Source organism: Arthrobacter sp. 4R501, from assembly GCF_002929755.1.
Taxonomy (GTDB): domain Bacteria; phylum Actinomycetota; class Actinomycetes; order Actinomycetales; family Micrococcaceae; genus Arthrobacter.
In genome coordinates, this window is sequence record NZ_PJIW01000008.1 from 109,028 (window position 1) to 125,432 (window position 16,405).

The following is a 16,405-nucleotide window of genomic DNA, read 5'->3' on the forward strand; positions in this document are numbered from 1 at the left end:
CACTAAAGCAGGTTGGGCAGCAGGAGGCTGACCTGCGTACCGGTCAGGACTGACAGCGCGCCCAGCATCGGCAGGAACACCAGCCAGGTCTCGCGTTGACCCCAGCGGTACCACGACCAGACGGCGGCCATGGCGGCCAGGATCAGCAGTTCCAGGCACACCAGGAGTCCTACCAGGTCCGAGGTGTCAGATCCCAGGGGCAACTCGGCGGCTTCCAGGGATGCGGGATAGAGGACCGGCGCGGTCTTCGGGAAAGCCTTGGACAGCAGCTTGGCGTCGACCCGCAGGACGCCGTCGGGAAGGAAGGCGGCCCCGGCTGCGGTGGTCAGGGTCAGGCGCCCTTCGTCACCGGTGGGGATGGACGGGCCGGGGTCACCGGCGCGGCGATGGCCCATCACCTCGAACTCGGCCACTCCCAGCCCGGTGGTCACGGTGAACCGCTCGCCCGGTGCGAGGCGGGTCAGCTGGCCCAGGGGGCCACCGTAGGCGGCGGCCCTGCCCATCAGGACGCTTGTGCCGCTCTGCCCCGGCAGGGGAGTGTCCCGCCGGTGGCCGACGCCGTCCATCAGTTCCCGGGATGTGGTTCCCTCCACCACCGTTTCCTGGATGTCCAGTGCGGGAATCGAAAGCAGGGCCAGCGGTGTCCCGGGGGCCACCAATGCGCCCGTGTGGTCCGTCTGGCCGAGCGGTGCGGAGCCTTCCGCCAGGCCGGTCCGGAGCTCTTCAAACAGCCGGGTCTGCGTGGTGGAGTGCTGCACCTGCGAGATGATCACAATGTTGATGATCTGGCCGAAGAGGATCACCGAGACCATCGCCAGACCCAGCGAAATCGCCTTGTTAGTGTGCGACGGCGGGAGCCTGACAGGGGTGGCCCGGCGCCTGTTCCGTGCCGTACGGCGGAGCCACGCGAGCGCGCCGCGGTGCAGGAAACGGGGGCCGGTCTGGCGCCGGCCCGTGAGTGTCGCGGTCATGCTTTGGTGCCGCGCTTACTCCCCGCACGCCTGGCCAGGGCGCCGGCGGTCAGTGGCGGGACGAGGACCAGAAGGCCCACGAGGCCGCCGATGATCAGCAGGAGGTTCTGGGGTTGTCCCCAGCCGCGGCTGGAGGCCAGCGTGGTGGTGACAGGCGTTAACTGCCCGGCGACGCCGCTGGCGGCCCCGGCGGCTACGGCTGTGCAGGTGCCGCTGTCGGGGTCACAGGCTGCCGCTTCGCTGGCCGGATCGACGGCAGCCGCTCCGGCGTCGGCCAGGTCAGTCACTTCGGCGGTGCTGGCCGGAACTTCGGCTCCTGCTGCGGCCGGGGCCCCTGCCGGGCCCTGGTTGACGGCCGCGTCGGCACCGCGCCAGGGCACCTGGCAGGCAGCGTCGCAGGCCTTGTCGAACGGTGCGCTCCGCACGAGTTGGTTGGCCGAAGGTGAGTCGCCCGGCTTGAACGTGGGGTTGTTGCAGGCGGGCGCCGAACCGCCGGACACACTGTCGCGGGTCTGGTCCATCTTGCGGATGGTGTCCTGGTCCACGCCCGGTATCTTGCGGATCTGTTCCATCCCGGCCAGGACCAGGTTCATGGGCAGCGGCGAGTATCCGAGCTGGCCCATGGGGCGCTGGCCCTCGCACAGGGCGTAGTTCGCGAAGAAGCCCAGGGTGGCTCCCTGCGCCGGGTTCAGGGCATTGGTGGCCTGGGTCGGGACGATCATGTACGAATACGCCGACATGGGATACGTGCGGGGGTCCTTGTAGCCGTACACCTTGGAGAGGTCCTGGGAAAGGTAGTTCGCTGACCCCTTGTCCTGGTTGATGCTCGCCTGGGTCAGCGCCACGGCCACTGCGTGCTCCGTGGGCAGCGTGTAGAAGCCGGCAGCGTTCTTGACCTGTGCCACCGGAAAGCCGATGCCCTGGGCGTAGGAGTACTCGTCGTAGTTGATGGTGAACTGGTTGTTCGCCGAGTACGTGGTGACACCCTGCGAGCCGTTCTGGGCCACGAAGTTCTTGAGACCCTGCGTGGGGTAGAAGGACGTGGCGTGCTGCGGGTCGCAGCCGGTGACGGCGCACAGCTTGGCGTAGTCGGCAGGGTACTGGCGCAGCAGCCAGAGCGTGAACTGGGCGGTGGCGCCGGAGCCGTCAGAGCGGACCACCACGTTGATGGTGGCGTCAGGCAGGGCAACACCGGGGTTGTCGGCGGTGATGATGGGATCGTTCCAGCGGGTGACCTGGCCGGTGAAGATCTTGGCGATGGCCGGCTGCGAGAGTTTGAGGCTGGTCATCCGTGAGCTGCCGGCCTTGAGGTTATACATAAAGGCGGTACCGCCGGCCACCACGGGCAGCATGCCGTAGGCGAAGCCGGGCATGCTGTTGTCGCGCGGGTCGGCGGTGTCCCCGGTGTAGGGGATTTCCGAGACGGCGAACTGCTTCATCTGGTCGGCGAATTCCTTGCGCCCCGTGGAGGAACCCTTGTTCTCGTAGTCCACCGTCACGCCCTGGGCGCCGACCCGTGCGATCCAGTCCTGCAGCGCGTTGCCCGCCCAGGAGGATCCGGAGCCGCCGATGCGCAGGTAGTTGGCCGCCTGGGCAGGCGCCAGGCCAGTCAGCACCATACCGAGTGACAGCAGGATTCCCAGGACCGCCGGAACGGTCCGTCGCTTGGAAAGGGGGCGGATCATGGTTTCTCCTGCATGTTGTCGGTAGGTGCTGCGCCCAGGCTCGCCAGCAGTTGGGCGTGGTTGCGTTCAATGCGGGGCAGGTCGCGCCGGGACCTGGCGGCCGCGCGCCGTGCCTGGGCCTGTGTCTGCTTGCCGGCGTCCTGGCCGCCGATGATGCGGGCGATGATGAACAACACCAGGACCACGAACAGCAGGAACGCCGCGGTGGCGAAGCCGCGAGCCACCATCTCCGGCACGGGGGAGCGGACGTAGTCCAGGGCAGCCAGCGGAAGCGGTGTCTGCGGACCGGAGAACGGATTGGCATTCATCACGCCGGTAAAGCCGGACGTCAGCAGGACCGGCGCGGTCTCGCCGATGCCGTGGGCGGTGGCCAGGATGACGCCGGTGGTCAGGCCGGAGCGGACGGTGGGCAGCACAATGTGCCACACCACCCGCCATTGGCCCGCGCCCAGGGCCAGGCCTGCCTCGCGCAGGTTCCCGGGCACCAGCCGGAGGACGACGTCGGCCGAGCGGATCATGATCGGCAGCATCAGGACGGTGATGGCCAGCGAAGCGGCAAAACCATTGGTCTGGTGCGTGATGGCCATAACCACCGCCGCGTAGATGAACAGGCCCGCCACAACGGACGGCAACGCCGTCATTGCTTCCACGACTGTGCGCACGATGCGGGCCAGGCGCCCGCCCACTTCGTTGAGGAATACCGCCGTCGTCATTCCCAGCGGAATGGTGATGGCCAGGGCGATGCCGATCTGTTCCAGCGTTCCCACCAGGGCATGCAGCACGCCGCCCTGGTCCAGGCCGGACAGGGGCCCGGCGCCGGTCATGTCAGTGGTGAAGAAGTTGACGTGGAACAGCGCTTCCTGGCCGCGGGCGAACGTGAACATCACCACCAGGCCAAGAGTGCCGGCGACGGCGGCGCCCGCCGAGCTGAGCAGGACCGTCACCAGTCCGTTGCGGACTGCCGGAGCCGGCTGCCGCAGGTGTATCAGGGCGGTATACAGCAGCAGGAACCATAGGTAGGAAACGATGAACAGCCAGCCCAGGGGGATCAGTCCCAGGGCCACGGTCAGCAGGAGGCCCATGGCCAGCCCGCCGGCGGCCGCGCCGGCCAGCGACAGGACGTGGTTGCGGCCAACGCCAAGCCGTACCCGGACTTCGTCCGGGGCGCCGGCAGAATTGGACAGCTGCGGCAGCTCAGTAGCTGGGCGGCGTGGCCCGGGATCGGCAGGCAGATCGGTCACCTCGAAGGTGGCGGGTCCGTCGTCGGTGGTCGTCATGGTCAGCCCTCGCTTTCTGCGCCGGACCGGGACCTCGCCATGATGGCTGAGGCCGTGATGTTGACCAGCATGGTGATCACGAACAGCGTCAGTCCTGCGGCCATCAGCGCGCTCATCGCAGATTCGTTGGATTCGGAGTACTTCAGGGCAATCATGGCGGCGATCGAGTTGGCGCCCTTTTCCAGGACATGGAAATTGATGGCATAGACAGGGCTGATGATCAGGTAGATGGCGATGGTTTCGCCGAGCGCCCGTCCCAGCCCGAGCATGGTGCCGCCGATGATGCCGCCGCGGCCGAAGGGCAGCACTACGGTGCGGATCATGCCCAGCCGCGTGGCGCCCAGGGCGTAGGCGCCCTCTCGCTCACCCGTTGGTGCGCGCCGAAAGGACTCCGTCATGATGGAGGTCTGGATCGGGACGATCATCATGGCCACCACCAGTCCGGCGATGAAGGCGGAGGCGGTGAACGGCACGGTGTCCCGCAGCGGACTGCCCGGGTCAACGCCGTCCACCTGCAGGAACGGTATCCAGCCGAACCACGTGGACAGCCACTTGCTGAAGTCCACCACGTTGGGCTGCAGCATGTAGGCGCCCCACAGGCCGAAGACCACCGACGGCACGGCGGCCAGGAGGTCAATCAGGCTGGTCAGTGCCTTCTGCATCCAGCCGGTGGCGACTTCGGTGATGAACAGTGCCGTCCCCAAGGCCAGCGGCATGGCGATGGCCAAGGCAACCGTGGCGATCTGCACCGTGCCCCACAGAACAGCGGCGATGCCGAAGTCATTGGTTTCCGGTGCCCAGTTCTGGGTGGTCAGGAATTTGCCCAGCCCCACCTCGCTGATGGCGCCGACGCCGTTGCCGGCCAGGAAGAGGCCCACCAGGACCATGATGGCCAGGACGATTCCGCCGCCGATCCGGGTGACGGTCCGGAACAGGTAGTCCTGTTGTTCCAGCTGCTGGTGCAGGGTGCGGGGAGTATCCTGCGCTTCATCGGCGCGGGAACGGGGCAGTACCGTGCTCATCGACGCCGCCCCCGTGCCAGCAGCGGCGCGGCGGCAGCGCTTGCCAATGCTGCCACGAGTCCGATCACCAGCGTGTACTGGGGCCAGGCGCTGCTGGTGGCCGCGGTCCGGCTGGGCACCGCAGCGGCGGCCGCGGGGGCAGCCGCAGGTGCTGCCGCCGGGACGACTTCTGCTGCGGCAGCGGCCGGTGCGGCCGGTGCCAGGACTGCGGGCACCACGTTCGCGCCGGACACGGACTCCATCGGCATCAGGTCGGTGGTGGCGGCCGCGGCTTGCTGTGGCCCCTGGATTCCCTGCAGGGTCTGGATGCCGGCGGCGGCCAGCTGCAGTAGCGCCGGTGTGAGTGGCGCGTAGCCGGGTGGCAGCATCCCGCTCCTGAAGCCGGTCTTCTGGCCTTCGGTGCTGATGTACGAGAAAAGCTGCGCGAACGTTGCGGCCTGGGTCTGGCTGACCGAGGCAAGGTTCACCACGCCGTAGATCGGCAGGGTCAGCGGATACGCGGTGGTGTAGTCCGGGACGTTGGCAGGCCGCATGGCGCCGGGGGTACCGGTGGGTTCGAACTGGCCGGCTGCTGCCTGCAGGCTGCTGGCGGTGGCGCCAATGCACTGCGAACCGCTGACGTTGCACAGCTGCGCGGTGGGCAGCTGGAACTTCGCCGCCGAGGCCGCATCCGTAATGGACAGGATGCTGCGGCTGCCGTAGCCCTGGCGCGCCACGGATTTGTAGGCGGGCGGGCTGCAGTCGGCGCACCAGGACGTGGTGGATGCCGGCTGGGCGCGCACGGTGTTCTGGGCCGCCGCGGCCATGTCCTGGACGCGGGAATACTGGTCGCCTACGGTCAGGGCCGGCTCGGCGATGGAACCGTCGCCGGCCATAACGGCCTGCTTCTGCGCCCAGTAGACCTGCGGGTACGCGGCCCCTTCGGAGGGGTAGGACTGGCGGGCGTACGTGAACCCGTCGGGTGTCTTGGTCTCGGCGACCTTCCGTGCGGCCTGCTGGTCCAGCTCGGTAGCCCTCTCCTGGCATTCGCTGTAGGTCCGGGTCGAATAGAACGGGTTGATGGTCATGCCGGACGGATCCGGGCAACCGTTCAGGAAGGCCCGGGAATCCTTGTCGTTGAGCAGCCAGTCCCAGACGGCGGACGCGGCATCGGAGCGCAGGCCTTCCACCACGGGTGGGCTGAGGTTGCCGGACGAACCCAGGCCCTTCGGATTCAGGGCCCTGAACTCCGGATCATTCTGGATGGAAAACGTCATCGGCTGGCCATACGCCGTGCTGCCGGGCTTCGTGAAGGGGGCCTCAACGGCGGAAGCCGGGGCCGTGTGCTGCACGTAGCTCTGTGTGAGCAGTTTGGCCAGCAGCCTGGCATTGAGTTTCAGGTCGCGCACCAGACCGGCGCTGCGTGCCTTGTCCGCCTCCCACTCTGCCTTGTCCTGGTAACCGCAGTCGGCCAGCGTGTATTGCGTGAACGCTGCCGTGCAGGCGTTGTCAATGGTCATCGCGACCACCACCCCGGCCAGCGCTGTCGGCACGTACAGGGCGTTGAGGTCACCGGCGGCGGGGCGTGTGATAAAAGCGAGGGTGTCGGGCTGCTGCAGCTGGGTACGGGCCTGCAGATCCGCCAGCGGTGAGAAGCCCAGCGTGAACTTCTTGGTGTCGCACACGGCGGGGATCCAGGACTTCATTGCCGCACTGAGGGCTTCGGAGCCCACGCTGAGGGTTGCCGCCTGATCGGTGGGGCAAACTGCGGCCACGTCCTGGAAGTGGAGCGGGACCTGCAGGCGCATCGCCCACAGGCTGGGGGCCAGCGGTCCGGCCGGCAGGACGGCGTCCATCGCGGCGGTCCGCGGTACGGCTACCAGCCAGCATTTGGCCACGCTGGGTGCATCCGGGCGGTAGCCGCAGCCCATTCCGGAGGCTTCTGCGCCGCTCTGGACCTCGAAGGTGCGCGAGCCTGCGCCCTGTTCGGAGGACATAAAGCGGGAGAACTCGTTGGTGCTGGTCCGGCTGAAGAAGGGGTTGCGGTATTCGCTGAGGTTGAAGCCGTCCGTGATCCGCGTTTCTTCGCCGGTGACGGCCTGGAAGGGGGCCGGAAGGTTCATGGTGGGGGATGACGGATCCGGGGCTTCCCAGTCGCCGCCGCGGACCAGGGGATCGTTCAGCAGCGAACGCTGGTGGGCTGTGCTGGAGATATCGCCGTCCAGTCCGGTCGCGCCGAACTGGCAGGTGGAGGGGTCGGGCTCATTGGCCGCGGGGTCAGGCTTGTTGTCCGTGCCCGGTTTGCCCCAGCACTGGAACACCTGCAGATAGGACGTGCTGGCACCGTTGCTCCCGGCGGCGGGATCCGCGCCGGTGAAGCTGACGGTCACTGACTGGTTCTGCAGGTTCCTGGTCTGGGAAACGCTCATGGACAGGCCGCCCAGCCCGTTGCCCGGGCCGAAGGCACGGGTCGCTGAGTCGCGCAGCCGCTGATCGACGTCGTCGTACGTCTTCCCGGCAGTGTGCGGCAGCTGCTGCTGGTTTCCGCGGGGAACCGTGCTCTCGGGCGCATTGTCAGTGTTATCCCACGCGACGGTCGCCGCGGTGTCGCTGACCATGGAGCCGCGCGGCCCCCAGTCGGTGCCCGGAACGGTCGGATCTGCCGAGCTGGGCGGCAGCGAGACCAGCAGGAGGGCGCCCACAGCGGCCGCAGCGGCCAAAGGGGAAGCCCACCGGGCGCCGTGTTGCTGACGGGGCCTGGCGCCGGCCTGTCGGGTATTCCATGGAAGCGGCATGAATTCTTTCTTTTCAATATTCCGGGTCGGTCATCAACCTGCGGGCCGATTGTTCAGACCTGTCAGTGGAAGGTCCAGCCGGGTGGCAGCGGAAGCTGCTGGACTATTATTTCCCTAAACCGTCCCGGACCCGCTGTGGCCTGACTAAGGAGGGATTTCCGGGAGGTGAACAAAAGGAATTGGTGTTGAAAGCGAAATTGCCCGGACCCTAGCGGGATCCGGGCAATTCCTGGTGAATCAGGCCCGGGTGGCCTTGCGGCGCCGGGAAATGTAGATCCCGCCGCCTACACCCATGAGGGTCAGTCCGCCAATGACCATGGCAGCCAGTCCGGCGGTGCTCGCCGGGTTGGCGGTGGCAGCGCCGAACCAGTTGGTGTCGGCCAGGAACGGAGCGTTGGATCCGGCGGTCACGGTCAGGCCGGTGACCTCGAACGTTGCGCCGGCTGCACCCGTAAGGACCAGGGTGTGCGTTCCGGCAGGCAGGCCGGCCGGAACGGTGAAGGTGTAGCTGACCGAACCGTCAGCGTTGGCCACGGCGGTTTCGGCCAGGACAACCGGCTCGGAGTGGATCTCGCCGGTGACCGTTTCGCCTGCGACGAAGGTGCTGGCGGGAGCGTTGACCACGAACTTCTGGCCGCTGACCAGTTCGGCGCCGGCGGTCAGTTCCTTGACGGATCCGGTGGTGGCCAGCGGGACTGACGTGCTGCTGGGCGTCGCGGTTCCGGTCGGTGTGGCCGACGGCGTCTCCGTGGCGGTCGGCGTCGGGGTGGCCGTTTCCGTCTCGGTGGGCGTGGCGCTCGGCGACGGCGTTGCAGTCTCCGTGGCCGTCGGCGTGGCGGTCGCCGTCGGGGTGGTCACCACCGGCTGGCTGATGGTCCAGTTCTTGGACGCGTCGGTGGTGAGCGTGGCCCAGGAAGCTACGGACTTGCCCGCGACCGGGTTGATCTTGGCGGTGGTGACGCTCTCGTTCGAGACGGTGCAGACGTAACCAATGCTGTAGGTGTGGTTGGCCTGTACCACGGCTGACATGTCAGCAATGGGGGCCTTGCTGCTGTTCACAAAACCGGATTCCAGCGTGTTGTCGTCAGCAATCGTGCCATTGGCATTCAGGGACATCGCGTACTGGGGATCCTGCGTCAGGGGGTAGACCGTCTGCGCTTCCACGGTGCTGCTCGGCGCCGGCTGGATTTCCTGCCCGGGCTCGGACATAAAGATCAGCGCGCCCTCGAGGATGTTGCCGGTGGTGGGGCAGACCATGTCGCTGTGCAGCTTCAGCACGGACAGGCTCAGGGCGCTCCAGTTGCCGCTGGTCGGGTTGGCCGTGACGGTTCCTGCCGAGCCGGCCGGGAGGGCCGCGTTGGCAACAGCGATTCCACCGCCCAGCAGGAGGGCGGTGCCGGCAACGGCGGCCGTGGCGTTCAGGCCCCAGCGGGATTTCATTGTCGTGGCGTTAGCCATAATCATTTCTTCTTTCTCAGGTAAACGTGTCTACTGCTGCGGTGTTGCCCGGCGCCGGGAAATTAAATCCACCGGCCAACCAGCGAATATCGCTGCGAAGAATTACCGATCAGTCTGGGTCATCAGTCGAATTCTGCGGGCGTGGCAAAGTAAAGCAAGCCGGTACTGAAAGTAAATTCTTTATGAACGGAATTCAGGACCAGGCCGGAGGAATTGTTAGTTGGTGTAACCCGACTTTTTGCCCATGGTCCAGTCGCCCACGTAGGAGAGCGTCTTGAAACCAAACTTGTTGATGATGACCTTGCTGCCAATCGTCTTCAGGTTGGTGGTCACGGCATTGCTCAGGACCAGGCTGTAGATGAGCTTGCTGGTCTGGGTGGAGCTGGCCACCACGTTGTAGGTGTCGCGTGCGAAGGTGCCCTTGCCGCTCGCGGGCGCCACGGCAGCGTTACCGTAGAGGTCGCCGGGGGCCAGGGACGGAGCCGTGGTGGCCGGGTCAATGGCCTTGAGTCCATCGATGTTGGCCAGCACCTGACCGTCAGCGGTGGTGTTGGCCATGGCGCCGTTCTTCTGGGCGATCCACTGTGCGGCGGAGAAGGGGATGATGTCGCCGTCGTTGATGAGGGCTGCGCCAGAGTTTTCGGGGTAGTTCTGCTCGACGTTGGGGATGCAGGTGGTGTTCGGGGTGACGCCAGTGGCCTTCAGGAAGAAAGCACGGGTGCCCGAAGCGGCCTGGGGCAGCTTGGGCGTGAAGGTCATGGTTCCGATGACGGGCTTTCCGGTGGTGCCGTCGATGGTGACGCCGTCACCGGCGGTGCAGCTGAAGATGTTGGCGATCTGCTGGGTGGTCAGGTTCAGCGCCGTGTTGGTGGAGTCCTTGACGGCCACGGTCACCGCGTCACGTGCGAACGGCAGGAACGTCAGGTCGGTGCCCGTCACGCTCGGTGAGGAAGAGGACCGGGCGATGTCGACGTCGTTCCTTTTCAGCGTGAAGGTGTTGTTGGCCGAGTCCTTGTAGACGTGGTTCAACGGGTTCAGGCTGGCGCTCAGGGCCTTGACGCCGGCACCGGAGCCGTTGGGTCGGGTAAACGCGGTGACGCCGGTCTTGGTCACGATCGTCGCCGGCGTGCCGAAGGCGTCGTAGGAGGCCACGGTCTTGATGGGGCCCGCGTTGGTCAGGGCGTTCCAGACGTCTTGGATGGTGTCGGAACCAACGGCCGCCAGCGGGCGGTCCGGTGTCGTGGGCTCCGCAGACGCGCTGGCTGAGCTGATCAGGCCGAGTGCCAAGGCGGTCACGCAGATAGCGCCGACAGCCTGGAAGGACTTCAATTTCATGTCAAGATTCCCCATCTTAGGTACCGAGTGGATTAGCTGGTGCAGGTGGGCCACGGCGCAGTGCGGGCACTGCCGCTGCGGTCTGCGGCTGCCGGAGTAGTCAGGACAGTGCCGGCCGCTATGAGTCTGCGGCGGCGCTGCCCGGCATTTCGAATTGCTTGGCTAAGAAGAACCTGCGATCAGGTGAACGTTTGGTGAAGCGCCGGCAAGGGGGCTTCGGGCAGCCGTTCCACGCCGGGAGCTCCTGCACGCAGGAGCTCGGGCGGGAACTCAACCGGAAGATGCCGGTGTCCGTGGCGGATCACTGTTTCCAGCAGGCGTGCGCCGCCAAGCAGGTCCAGTGCCGCAAGGGCGCTGCGGTCCCGGTCCCGGATGGTGGGGTACCAGGCGCTGGCCATCAGCACGGGGCGTCCGCCCAGGCTGACGTACCACCCGTAGTCCCGGGCCTGCTGGTTCTGGACGAAGGTAATGGTTAGGTCCTGGGCGGCCTTCTTGGCGGCCGTCGCATTCGCGGCCGCCACCGCATAGCTCGGGAAGAGGCCAACCCCCCGGCCGAGTTCCCTGTGGTTGGCCGAGATCAGGCGCCAGACGACCAGTGGCTGGTTGAAGTGATCCATCCGGCGCACCAGTTGGTGGATGGCCGGCAGGCGGACTGCCTGTGCCAGGACTTCGGTTGGCTGTTCAACGGGATTGGTCAACCGTTGCCGCACGTTAAGTGATGGCAGCGCGGAAACATGGCCGTGCTGAACGCCAGCGCTGAAGACGGCGAGTTCGCGCTCCTTCCAGCGGGTCGCCGCAGGAAGGGCCTGACTAACAAGAGAGGTGAAGGAAATGCGTTCATTGGAAATGATGGCTCCCCAGGGATCCTGTGACTGGACGCCGCCCATGCGGTCGTGATAAGGCTCAAGCCGGATGGTTGCCAGCCGGGGTGTCGCTGGTAAAGGAAGAGTGACGGGCAGCTGAACGTCTGGCATCACACGATGCCGCCTCCCGCGGTGGGCAACATTTAGAATGGGACATTGTGCGCAACTGCACTGTGCACTGCACTAAGCGCCTCCGGCGCGAAATCCTCCTTCCAGAAGGGCTCCCGGTGTCCAACCCAGGCGAAACCACCTCCAAACGTCCACTCCGCGTTGCCATTGTGGGTGCGGGACCGGCAGGTGTTTACGCGGCGGATATCCTGACCAAATCCAGCGGCGTCAAGGACGGCGATTTTGAGGTCAGTATCGACCTTTTTGAGGCCTACCCTGCCCCGTACGGCCTGATCCGCTACGGCGTGGCCCCTGACCACCCGCGCATCAAGGGGATCGTGAACGCGCTGCACAAGGTCCTGGACCGCGGCGACATCCGCTTCCTGGGCAACGTCACGTACGGCCGCGATCTCACCCTCCATGACTTCCGGGCCTTCTACGACGCCGTGATCTTCTCCACCGGCGCCATCAAGGACGCGGACCTGGCCATCCCTGGCATTGACCTGGCCGGATCGTTCGGTGGCGCCGACTTTGTGTCCTGGTACGACGGCCACCCGGACGTTCCCCGCGGCTGGCCGCTGGATGCCAAGGAAATCGCCGTGATCGGCAACGGCAACGTGGCGCTGGACGTGGCCCGGATGCTGGTCAAGCACCCCGATGAACTCCTCACCACCGAAATCCCGGACAACGTCTACCAGGGCCTGAAGAACTCCCCGGTCACGGACGTCCACGTCTTCGGCCGCCGAGGCCCGGCACAGGTCAAGTTCACGCCGCTGGAACTGCGCGAGCTGAGCCACATGAAGGACGTGGACATTGTCCTGTACCCGGAGGACTTCGAGTTCGACGAAGCCTCCGATGACGCCATCCGCAGCAACAACCAGATCAAAACCATGGTGAACACGCTGACCAACTGGCTCGTGGAGGAGCACGCCGAAGCGGAAGAGCCCTCCTCCCGCCGCCTGCACCTGCACTTCCTGCACAGCCCGGTGGAGATCTACCAGGACCCCGACGACGGCGGGTCCGGCCGGGTGGCCGGGATCAAGTTTGAGCGGATGGAGCTGGATGGCACTGGCAACGTCAAAGGCACGGGCGAGTTTGTGGACTACCCCGTCCAGGCCGTGTACCGCGCCATCGGCTACCACGGTTCGCCACTGGACGAGCTGGAGTACAACGCCAAACGCGGAGTGATCCCCAACGAGGGCGGCCGCGTGCTCGACGCCGACGGCAACCCCGTCCCCGGAATCTACGCCACCGGCTGGATCAAGCGCGGGCCGGTGGGCCTGATCGGGCACACCAAGGGCGACGCCCTGGAGACCATCGGCTTCCTGCTGGAGGACCGGCTCACCCTCCCACCCGCCCAGAACCCGGACCCGCAGGCCATCATCGACCTCCTGCAGGAGCGCGGCATCGAGTTCACCACTTGGGAGGGCTGGATCAAGCTGGACGCGCACGAAGCAGCCCTCGGCGCTGCGTGGACAGAAGGCGAGACAGGCGCCGACGGGACCGCCGCCGTTGTGCGTGAACGCATCAAAGTAGTCCCGCGCGACGAAATGATCAGCATCTCCCGCGCCTGACCCAGCGTCACCCACCAAAGCAGCGCGAACGGACACTTGAGGCCCCAGCCAGAGGGGCCTCAAGTGTCCGTTCGCGCAAGACGGGCTGGCGCTGGAGGGTTCGCGCCGGCGGCCGTAGACTTGCAGGACCGATGGGAGTTCGATGAGGAACCTGATCCTGCCGCCGACGTCCGGCGGCGAAGCAATTGCACTTGCCCAGCGTCATGCCCTGGCCGCCCATGAGCAGCTCGACGCCCATGCGTTTCCGGGCACACCGGAAATCCCCGGCCTGCGCAGGCTGATCCGGGAATCCTGGCAGCGGTCCGCCCGGTTGAAAGCCAACCCGGACAACCCCGAAGCGCCCCTTGCCCTGGACACCGACGAGCTCGAGGAATACCGGCGGCAGCACCCCCTGGCCAGCATCATGCCCGTGATCCACAAACTCCTGGTCCAGCCGAGCCACGACAGCGGCTTGCTCGTTGCCGTGGGTGATGAAGTGGGCCGGCTGCTCTGGGTGGAAGGCGATCCGGCCCTGCAGCGCCGTGCCGAAGGCATGATGTTCGTGCCGGGCGCCGACTGGTCAGAGGCCACCGTGGGCACCAGCGCTCCCGGCACTGCCCTGGCCCTGGGCCGCGGCATCCAGATTTCCGGGGCGGAGCATTACCAGCGGTCCGTGCACGCGTGGAGCTGCACCGCCGTCCCGTTCCACGACCCGGATTCCGGTGCGCTGCTGGGCGTTGTGGACATCACGGGCAAAGCCAGTGCCGTGGCGCCCCACACGCTGTCGCTCGTCGAGGCAACCGTCGCTGCCGCGCAGGCGCAGCTCCGTGTTGAGCGGCTGCAGCTGGCGGCCACCCTTGCCAGCCGGCCGGCCCGACGGCGGAACGCCAGTTCGGCGGCCAGATCGGATTCGGCGCGGGCCGGGGGAGCGGGCGGCGCGAAGGAAGGCAGCCTGTACCGCAACAGCCTGCAGCTTCTGGGCCGCGACCAGGCATTGCTCAGCATCGAAGGCAAAACGGTGGCGCTGTCCGCCCGGCACAGTGAAATCCTCGCCTTGCTCAGCACCCACCCGGACGGGCTGAGCGCCGAGGAGCTCAGTGTCCTGCTCTACCCGGGCGACGGTCCCACCATGACGCTCCGCGCGGAAATGGTCCGGCTGCGCAAGATCCTCCAGCAGCTCAACCCGGCCGCCGTCCCCGAATCCAGGCCGTACAAACTCACCATGGACCTGGTCCCGGACAGCGGGCAGGTGCTGAACTGCCTGCAGCGCGGCGCCCACCGGATTGCGCTGGAAATCTACCGCGGCGCGGTGCTGCCGCGCTCCGAAGCGCCGGGCATCATCGACCTCCGCGACAGGGTCTCCTCGCTCATGCGCGAAGCGGTCCTGACGGACGGCAGTGCCGAGACGCTGCTCAAGTACGCGGCCCTTCCGGAGGCGAGGGACGACGTCGACGTCCGGACCGTCGCCCTGAAGCTGCTGCCGGCGCGCTCGCCCAAGCGGGCCGCCGTCGTCGCGGACCTTGAGCGGCTGGAAGCGGAACTGAGCGCCTCCCCACCCGCCCCCTAACCTCGCAAGCTCGGCCAGGGAACCCTGCAGGCGTGGCCCCACGCCGAATCCCCAGTGAGCTGGCTCACATGCGCGCAACCTGACTGCAACCTTCACCCTCCTACGCTGAAACCAACGGCGGCCGCCATCATCAGGCGCCACCTTTCATGCACAGCAAAGGAGCTAGCAATGACTGTTTACGCACAGCCCGGTACCGAGGGTTCGAAGGTCACGTTCAAGGACCGCTACGAGAACTGGATCGGCGGCGAGTGGGTTGCCCCCGTCAAGGGCCAGTACTTCGAGAACATCACACCCGTCACCGGCAAGGTCTTCTGTGAAGTGGCCCGCGGCACCGCGGAAGACATCGAGCTGGCCCTGGACGCCGCCCACAAGATCGCACCGTCCTGGGGCAAGACCTCCGTCGCCGAGCGCGCCGCCATCCTGAACAAGATCGCCGACCGGATCGACGAGAACCTCGAGATGCTCGCCGTCGCCGAATCCTGGGACAACGGCAAGCCCATCCGCGAAACCCTCAACGCGGACATCCCGCTCGCCGCGGACCACTTCCGCTACTTCGCCTCGGCCGTCCGCGCCCAGGAAGGCCGGCTCTCCCAGCTCGACGACGACACCACCGCCTACCACTATCACGAGCCTCTCGGCGTCGTCGGCCAGATCATCCCCTGGAATTTCCCCATCCTGATGGCCGTCTGGAAGCTTGCCCCGGCCCTCGCGGCCGGCAACGCCGTGGTCCTCAAGCCCGCAGAGCAGACGCCGTCGTCCATTCTTGTCCTGATGGAACTTATCGGCGATCTCCTGCCGGCCGGTGTCCTCAACGTGGTCAACGGCTTCGGGGTCGAGGCCGGCAAGCCGCTCGCTTCCAGCCCCCGTATCCGCAAGATCGCCTTCACCGGCGAAACCTCCACGGGACGCCTGATCAGCCAGTACGCCAGCCAGAACCTGATTCCGGTCACCTTGGAACTCGGCGGCAAGAGCCCGAACATCTTCTTCAACGACGTCGCGGACACCAACGACGCGTTCTACGACAAGGCGCAGGAGGGCTTCACGCTCTTCGCCTTCAACCAGGGTGAAGTCTGCACTTGCCCGTCCCGCGCCCTGGTCCAGGAGGACATCTACGATTCCTTCATGGCCGACGCCGTGGCCCGGGTGGAGAAAATCATCCAGGGAAACCCGCTGGACACCAACACCCAGATTGGCGCCCAGGCCTCCAATGACCAGCTCGAAAAGATCCTCTCCTACATCGACATCGGCAAGCAGGAAGGCGCCAAGGTGCTCACCGGCGGTGCCCGGGCCGAAATGCCCGGCGACCTGGCTGGCGGCTACTACGTCCAGCCGACCATCTTCGAAGGCCACAACAAGATGCGGATCTTCCAGGAGGAGATCTTCGGCCCTGTTGTTTCCGTGACCCGCTTCAGCGACTACAACGACGCCATGGGCATCGCCAACGACACCCTCTACGGGCTTGGCGCCGGCGTCTGGTCGCGTAACGGCAACGTCGCCTACCGTGCCGGCCGCGAGATCCAGGCCGGCCGCGTCTGGGTCAACAACTACCACGCCTACCCGGCCGGCGCTGCGTTCGGCGGGTACAAGTCCTCCGGCATCGGACGTGAAAACCACTCCATGATGCTGGACCACTACCAGCAGACCAAGAACCTCCTGGTCAGCTACAACGAGAACAAGCTCGGCTTCTTCTAAGCCGCCCTTAGCCCGGGCGGGGACGGATCAGCACTGGTCCGTCCCCGCCTGCACCGTCCTGGCCACCCCTCAGGAAGGCAGCACCACCTCCACCGCACCA

The 16,405-nt window shown here is 66.5% G+C and carries 11 protein-coding genes; 3 read left to right on the forward strand and 8 right to left on the reverse strand.

Annotated elements, in window-relative coordinates:
- Window positions 1-2 precede the first annotated feature (2 nt).
- The 8 genes from CXR02_RS09790 to CXR02_RS09825 all read right to left on the reverse strand — a co-directional run bounded on the left by CXR02_RS09790 (window position 3) and on the right by CXR02_RS09825 (window position 11,496).
- Complete coding sequence (locus tag CXR02_RS09790) at window positions 3-971, reverse strand: sortase (RefSeq protein WP_104061814.1); 969 nt, start codon at window positions 969-971, stop codon at window positions 3-5.
- Window positions 968-2,656 (reverse strand): substrate-binding domain-containing protein, encoded by a 1,689-nt coding sequence (locus CXR02_RS09795; protein WP_104061815.1) that lies wholly within the window; start codon window positions 2,654-2,656, stop codon window positions 968-970. The genes CXR02_RS09790 and CXR02_RS09795 overlap by 4 nt, the downstream gene beginning before the upstream one ends.
- On the reverse strand, window positions 2,653-3,933 hold the full coding sequence (locus CXR02_RS09800) for a PstA family ABC transporter permease (protein WP_219816411.1): 1,281 nt from the start codon (window positions 3,931-3,933) through the stop codon (window positions 2,653-2,655). The genes CXR02_RS09795 and CXR02_RS09800 overlap by 4 nt, the downstream gene beginning before the upstream one ends.
- 2 nt (window positions 3,934-3,935) lie before the next feature.
- The gene (pstC, locus tag CXR02_RS09805) at window positions 3,936-4,955 is read right to left on the reverse strand and encodes a phosphate ABC transporter permease subunit PstC (protein WP_104061816.1); all 1,020 of its coding nucleotides are present in this window, start codon (window positions 4,953-4,955) and stop codon (window positions 3,936-3,938) included.
- Entirely contained in the window at window positions 4,952-7,729 is a 2,778-nt protein-coding gene (locus tag CXR02_RS22365; protein WP_219816412.1) for a hypothetical protein, read from the reverse strand. The genes pstC and CXR02_RS22365 overlap by 4 nt, the downstream gene beginning before the upstream one ends.
- 237 nt (window positions 7,730-7,966) lie before the next feature.
- Entirely contained in the window at window positions 7,967-9,187 is a 1,221-nt protein-coding gene (locus tag CXR02_RS09815) for a hypothetical protein (protein ID WP_146072505.1), read from the reverse strand.
- Window positions 9,188-9,403: 216 nt separating this feature from the next.
- Entirely contained in the window at window positions 9,404-10,522 is a 1,119-nt protein-coding gene (locus tag CXR02_RS09820; protein WP_104061818.1) for a hypothetical protein, read from the reverse strand.
- Between the two features lie 179 nt (window positions 10,523-10,701).
- The gene (locus tag CXR02_RS09825; protein WP_146072506.1) at window positions 10,702-11,496 is read right to left on the reverse strand and encodes a hypothetical protein; all 795 of its coding nucleotides are present in this window, start codon (window positions 11,494-11,496) and stop codon (window positions 10,702-10,704) included.
- Window positions 11,497-11,612: 116 nt separating this feature from the next.
- Here CXR02_RS09825 and CXR02_RS09830 point away from each other — a divergent pair, with 116 nt between their 5' ends.
- The 3 genes from CXR02_RS09830 (at window position 11,613) to CXR02_RS09840 (ending at window position 16,305) form a co-directional block, all read left to right on the forward strand.
- The gene (locus tag CXR02_RS09830; protein ID WP_104061820.1) at window positions 11,613-13,067 is read left to right on the forward strand and encodes an FAD-dependent oxidoreductase; all 1,455 of its coding nucleotides are present in this window, start codon (window positions 11,613-11,615) and stop codon (window positions 13,065-13,067) included.
- A 142-nt stretch (window positions 13,068-13,209) separates the two neighbouring features.
- Entirely contained in the window at window positions 13,210-14,613 is a 1,404-nt protein-coding gene (locus CXR02_RS09835) for a helix-turn-helix domain-containing protein (RefSeq protein ID WP_104061821.1), read from the forward strand.
- 168 nt (window positions 14,614-14,781) lie between these two features.
- On the forward strand, window positions 14,782-16,305 hold the full coding sequence (locus tag CXR02_RS09840) for an aldehyde dehydrogenase family protein (RefSeq protein ID WP_104061822.1): 1,524 nt from the start codon (window positions 14,782-14,784) through the stop codon (window positions 16,303-16,305).
- Window positions 16,306-16,405: the final 100 nt, after the last annotated feature.

What these genes read in the sequence shown, in the direction of transcription:
- CXR02_RS09790 (WP_104061814.1), bottom strand. Translation starts at nt 971, where the DNA reads ATGACCGCGACACTCACGGGCCGGCGCCAGACCGGCCCCCGTTTCCTG.
- CXR02_RS09795 (WP_104061815.1), bottom strand. Translation starts at nt 2,656, where the DNA reads ATGATCCGCCCCCTTTCCAAGCGACGGACCGTTCCGGCGGTCCTGGGA.
- CXR02_RS09800 (WP_219816411.1), bottom strand. Translation starts at nt 3,933, where the DNA reads ATGACGACCACCGACGACGGACCCGCCACCTTCGAGGTGACCGATCTG.
- pstC (WP_104061816.1), bottom strand. Translation starts at nt 4,955, where the DNA reads ATGAGCACGGTACTGCCCCGTTCCCGCGCCGATGAAGCGCAGGATACT.
- CXR02_RS22365 (WP_219816412.1), bottom strand. Translation starts at nt 7,729, where the DNA reads ATGCCGCTTCCATGGAATACCCGACAGGCCGGCGCCAGGCCCCGTCAG.
- CXR02_RS09815 (WP_146072505.1), bottom strand. Translation starts at nt 9,187, where the DNA reads ATGGCTAACGCCACGACAATGAAATCCCGCTGGGGCCTGAACGCCACG.
- CXR02_RS09820 (WP_104061818.1), bottom strand. Translation starts at nt 10,522, where the DNA reads ATGAAATTGAAGTCCTTCCAGGCTGTCGGCGCTATCTGCGTGACCGCC.
- CXR02_RS09825 (WP_146072506.1), bottom strand. Translation starts at nt 11,496, where the DNA reads ATGCCAGACGTTCAGCTGCCCGTCACTCTTCCTTTACCAGCGACACCC.
- CXR02_RS09835 (WP_104061821.1), top strand. Translation starts at nt 13,210, where the DNA reads ATGAGGAACCTGATCCTGCCGCCGACGTCCGGCGGCGAAGCAATTGCA.
- CXR02_RS09840 (WP_104061822.1), top strand. Translation starts at nt 14,782, where the DNA reads ATGACTGTTTACGCACAGCCCGGTACCGAGGGTTCGAAGGTCACGTTC.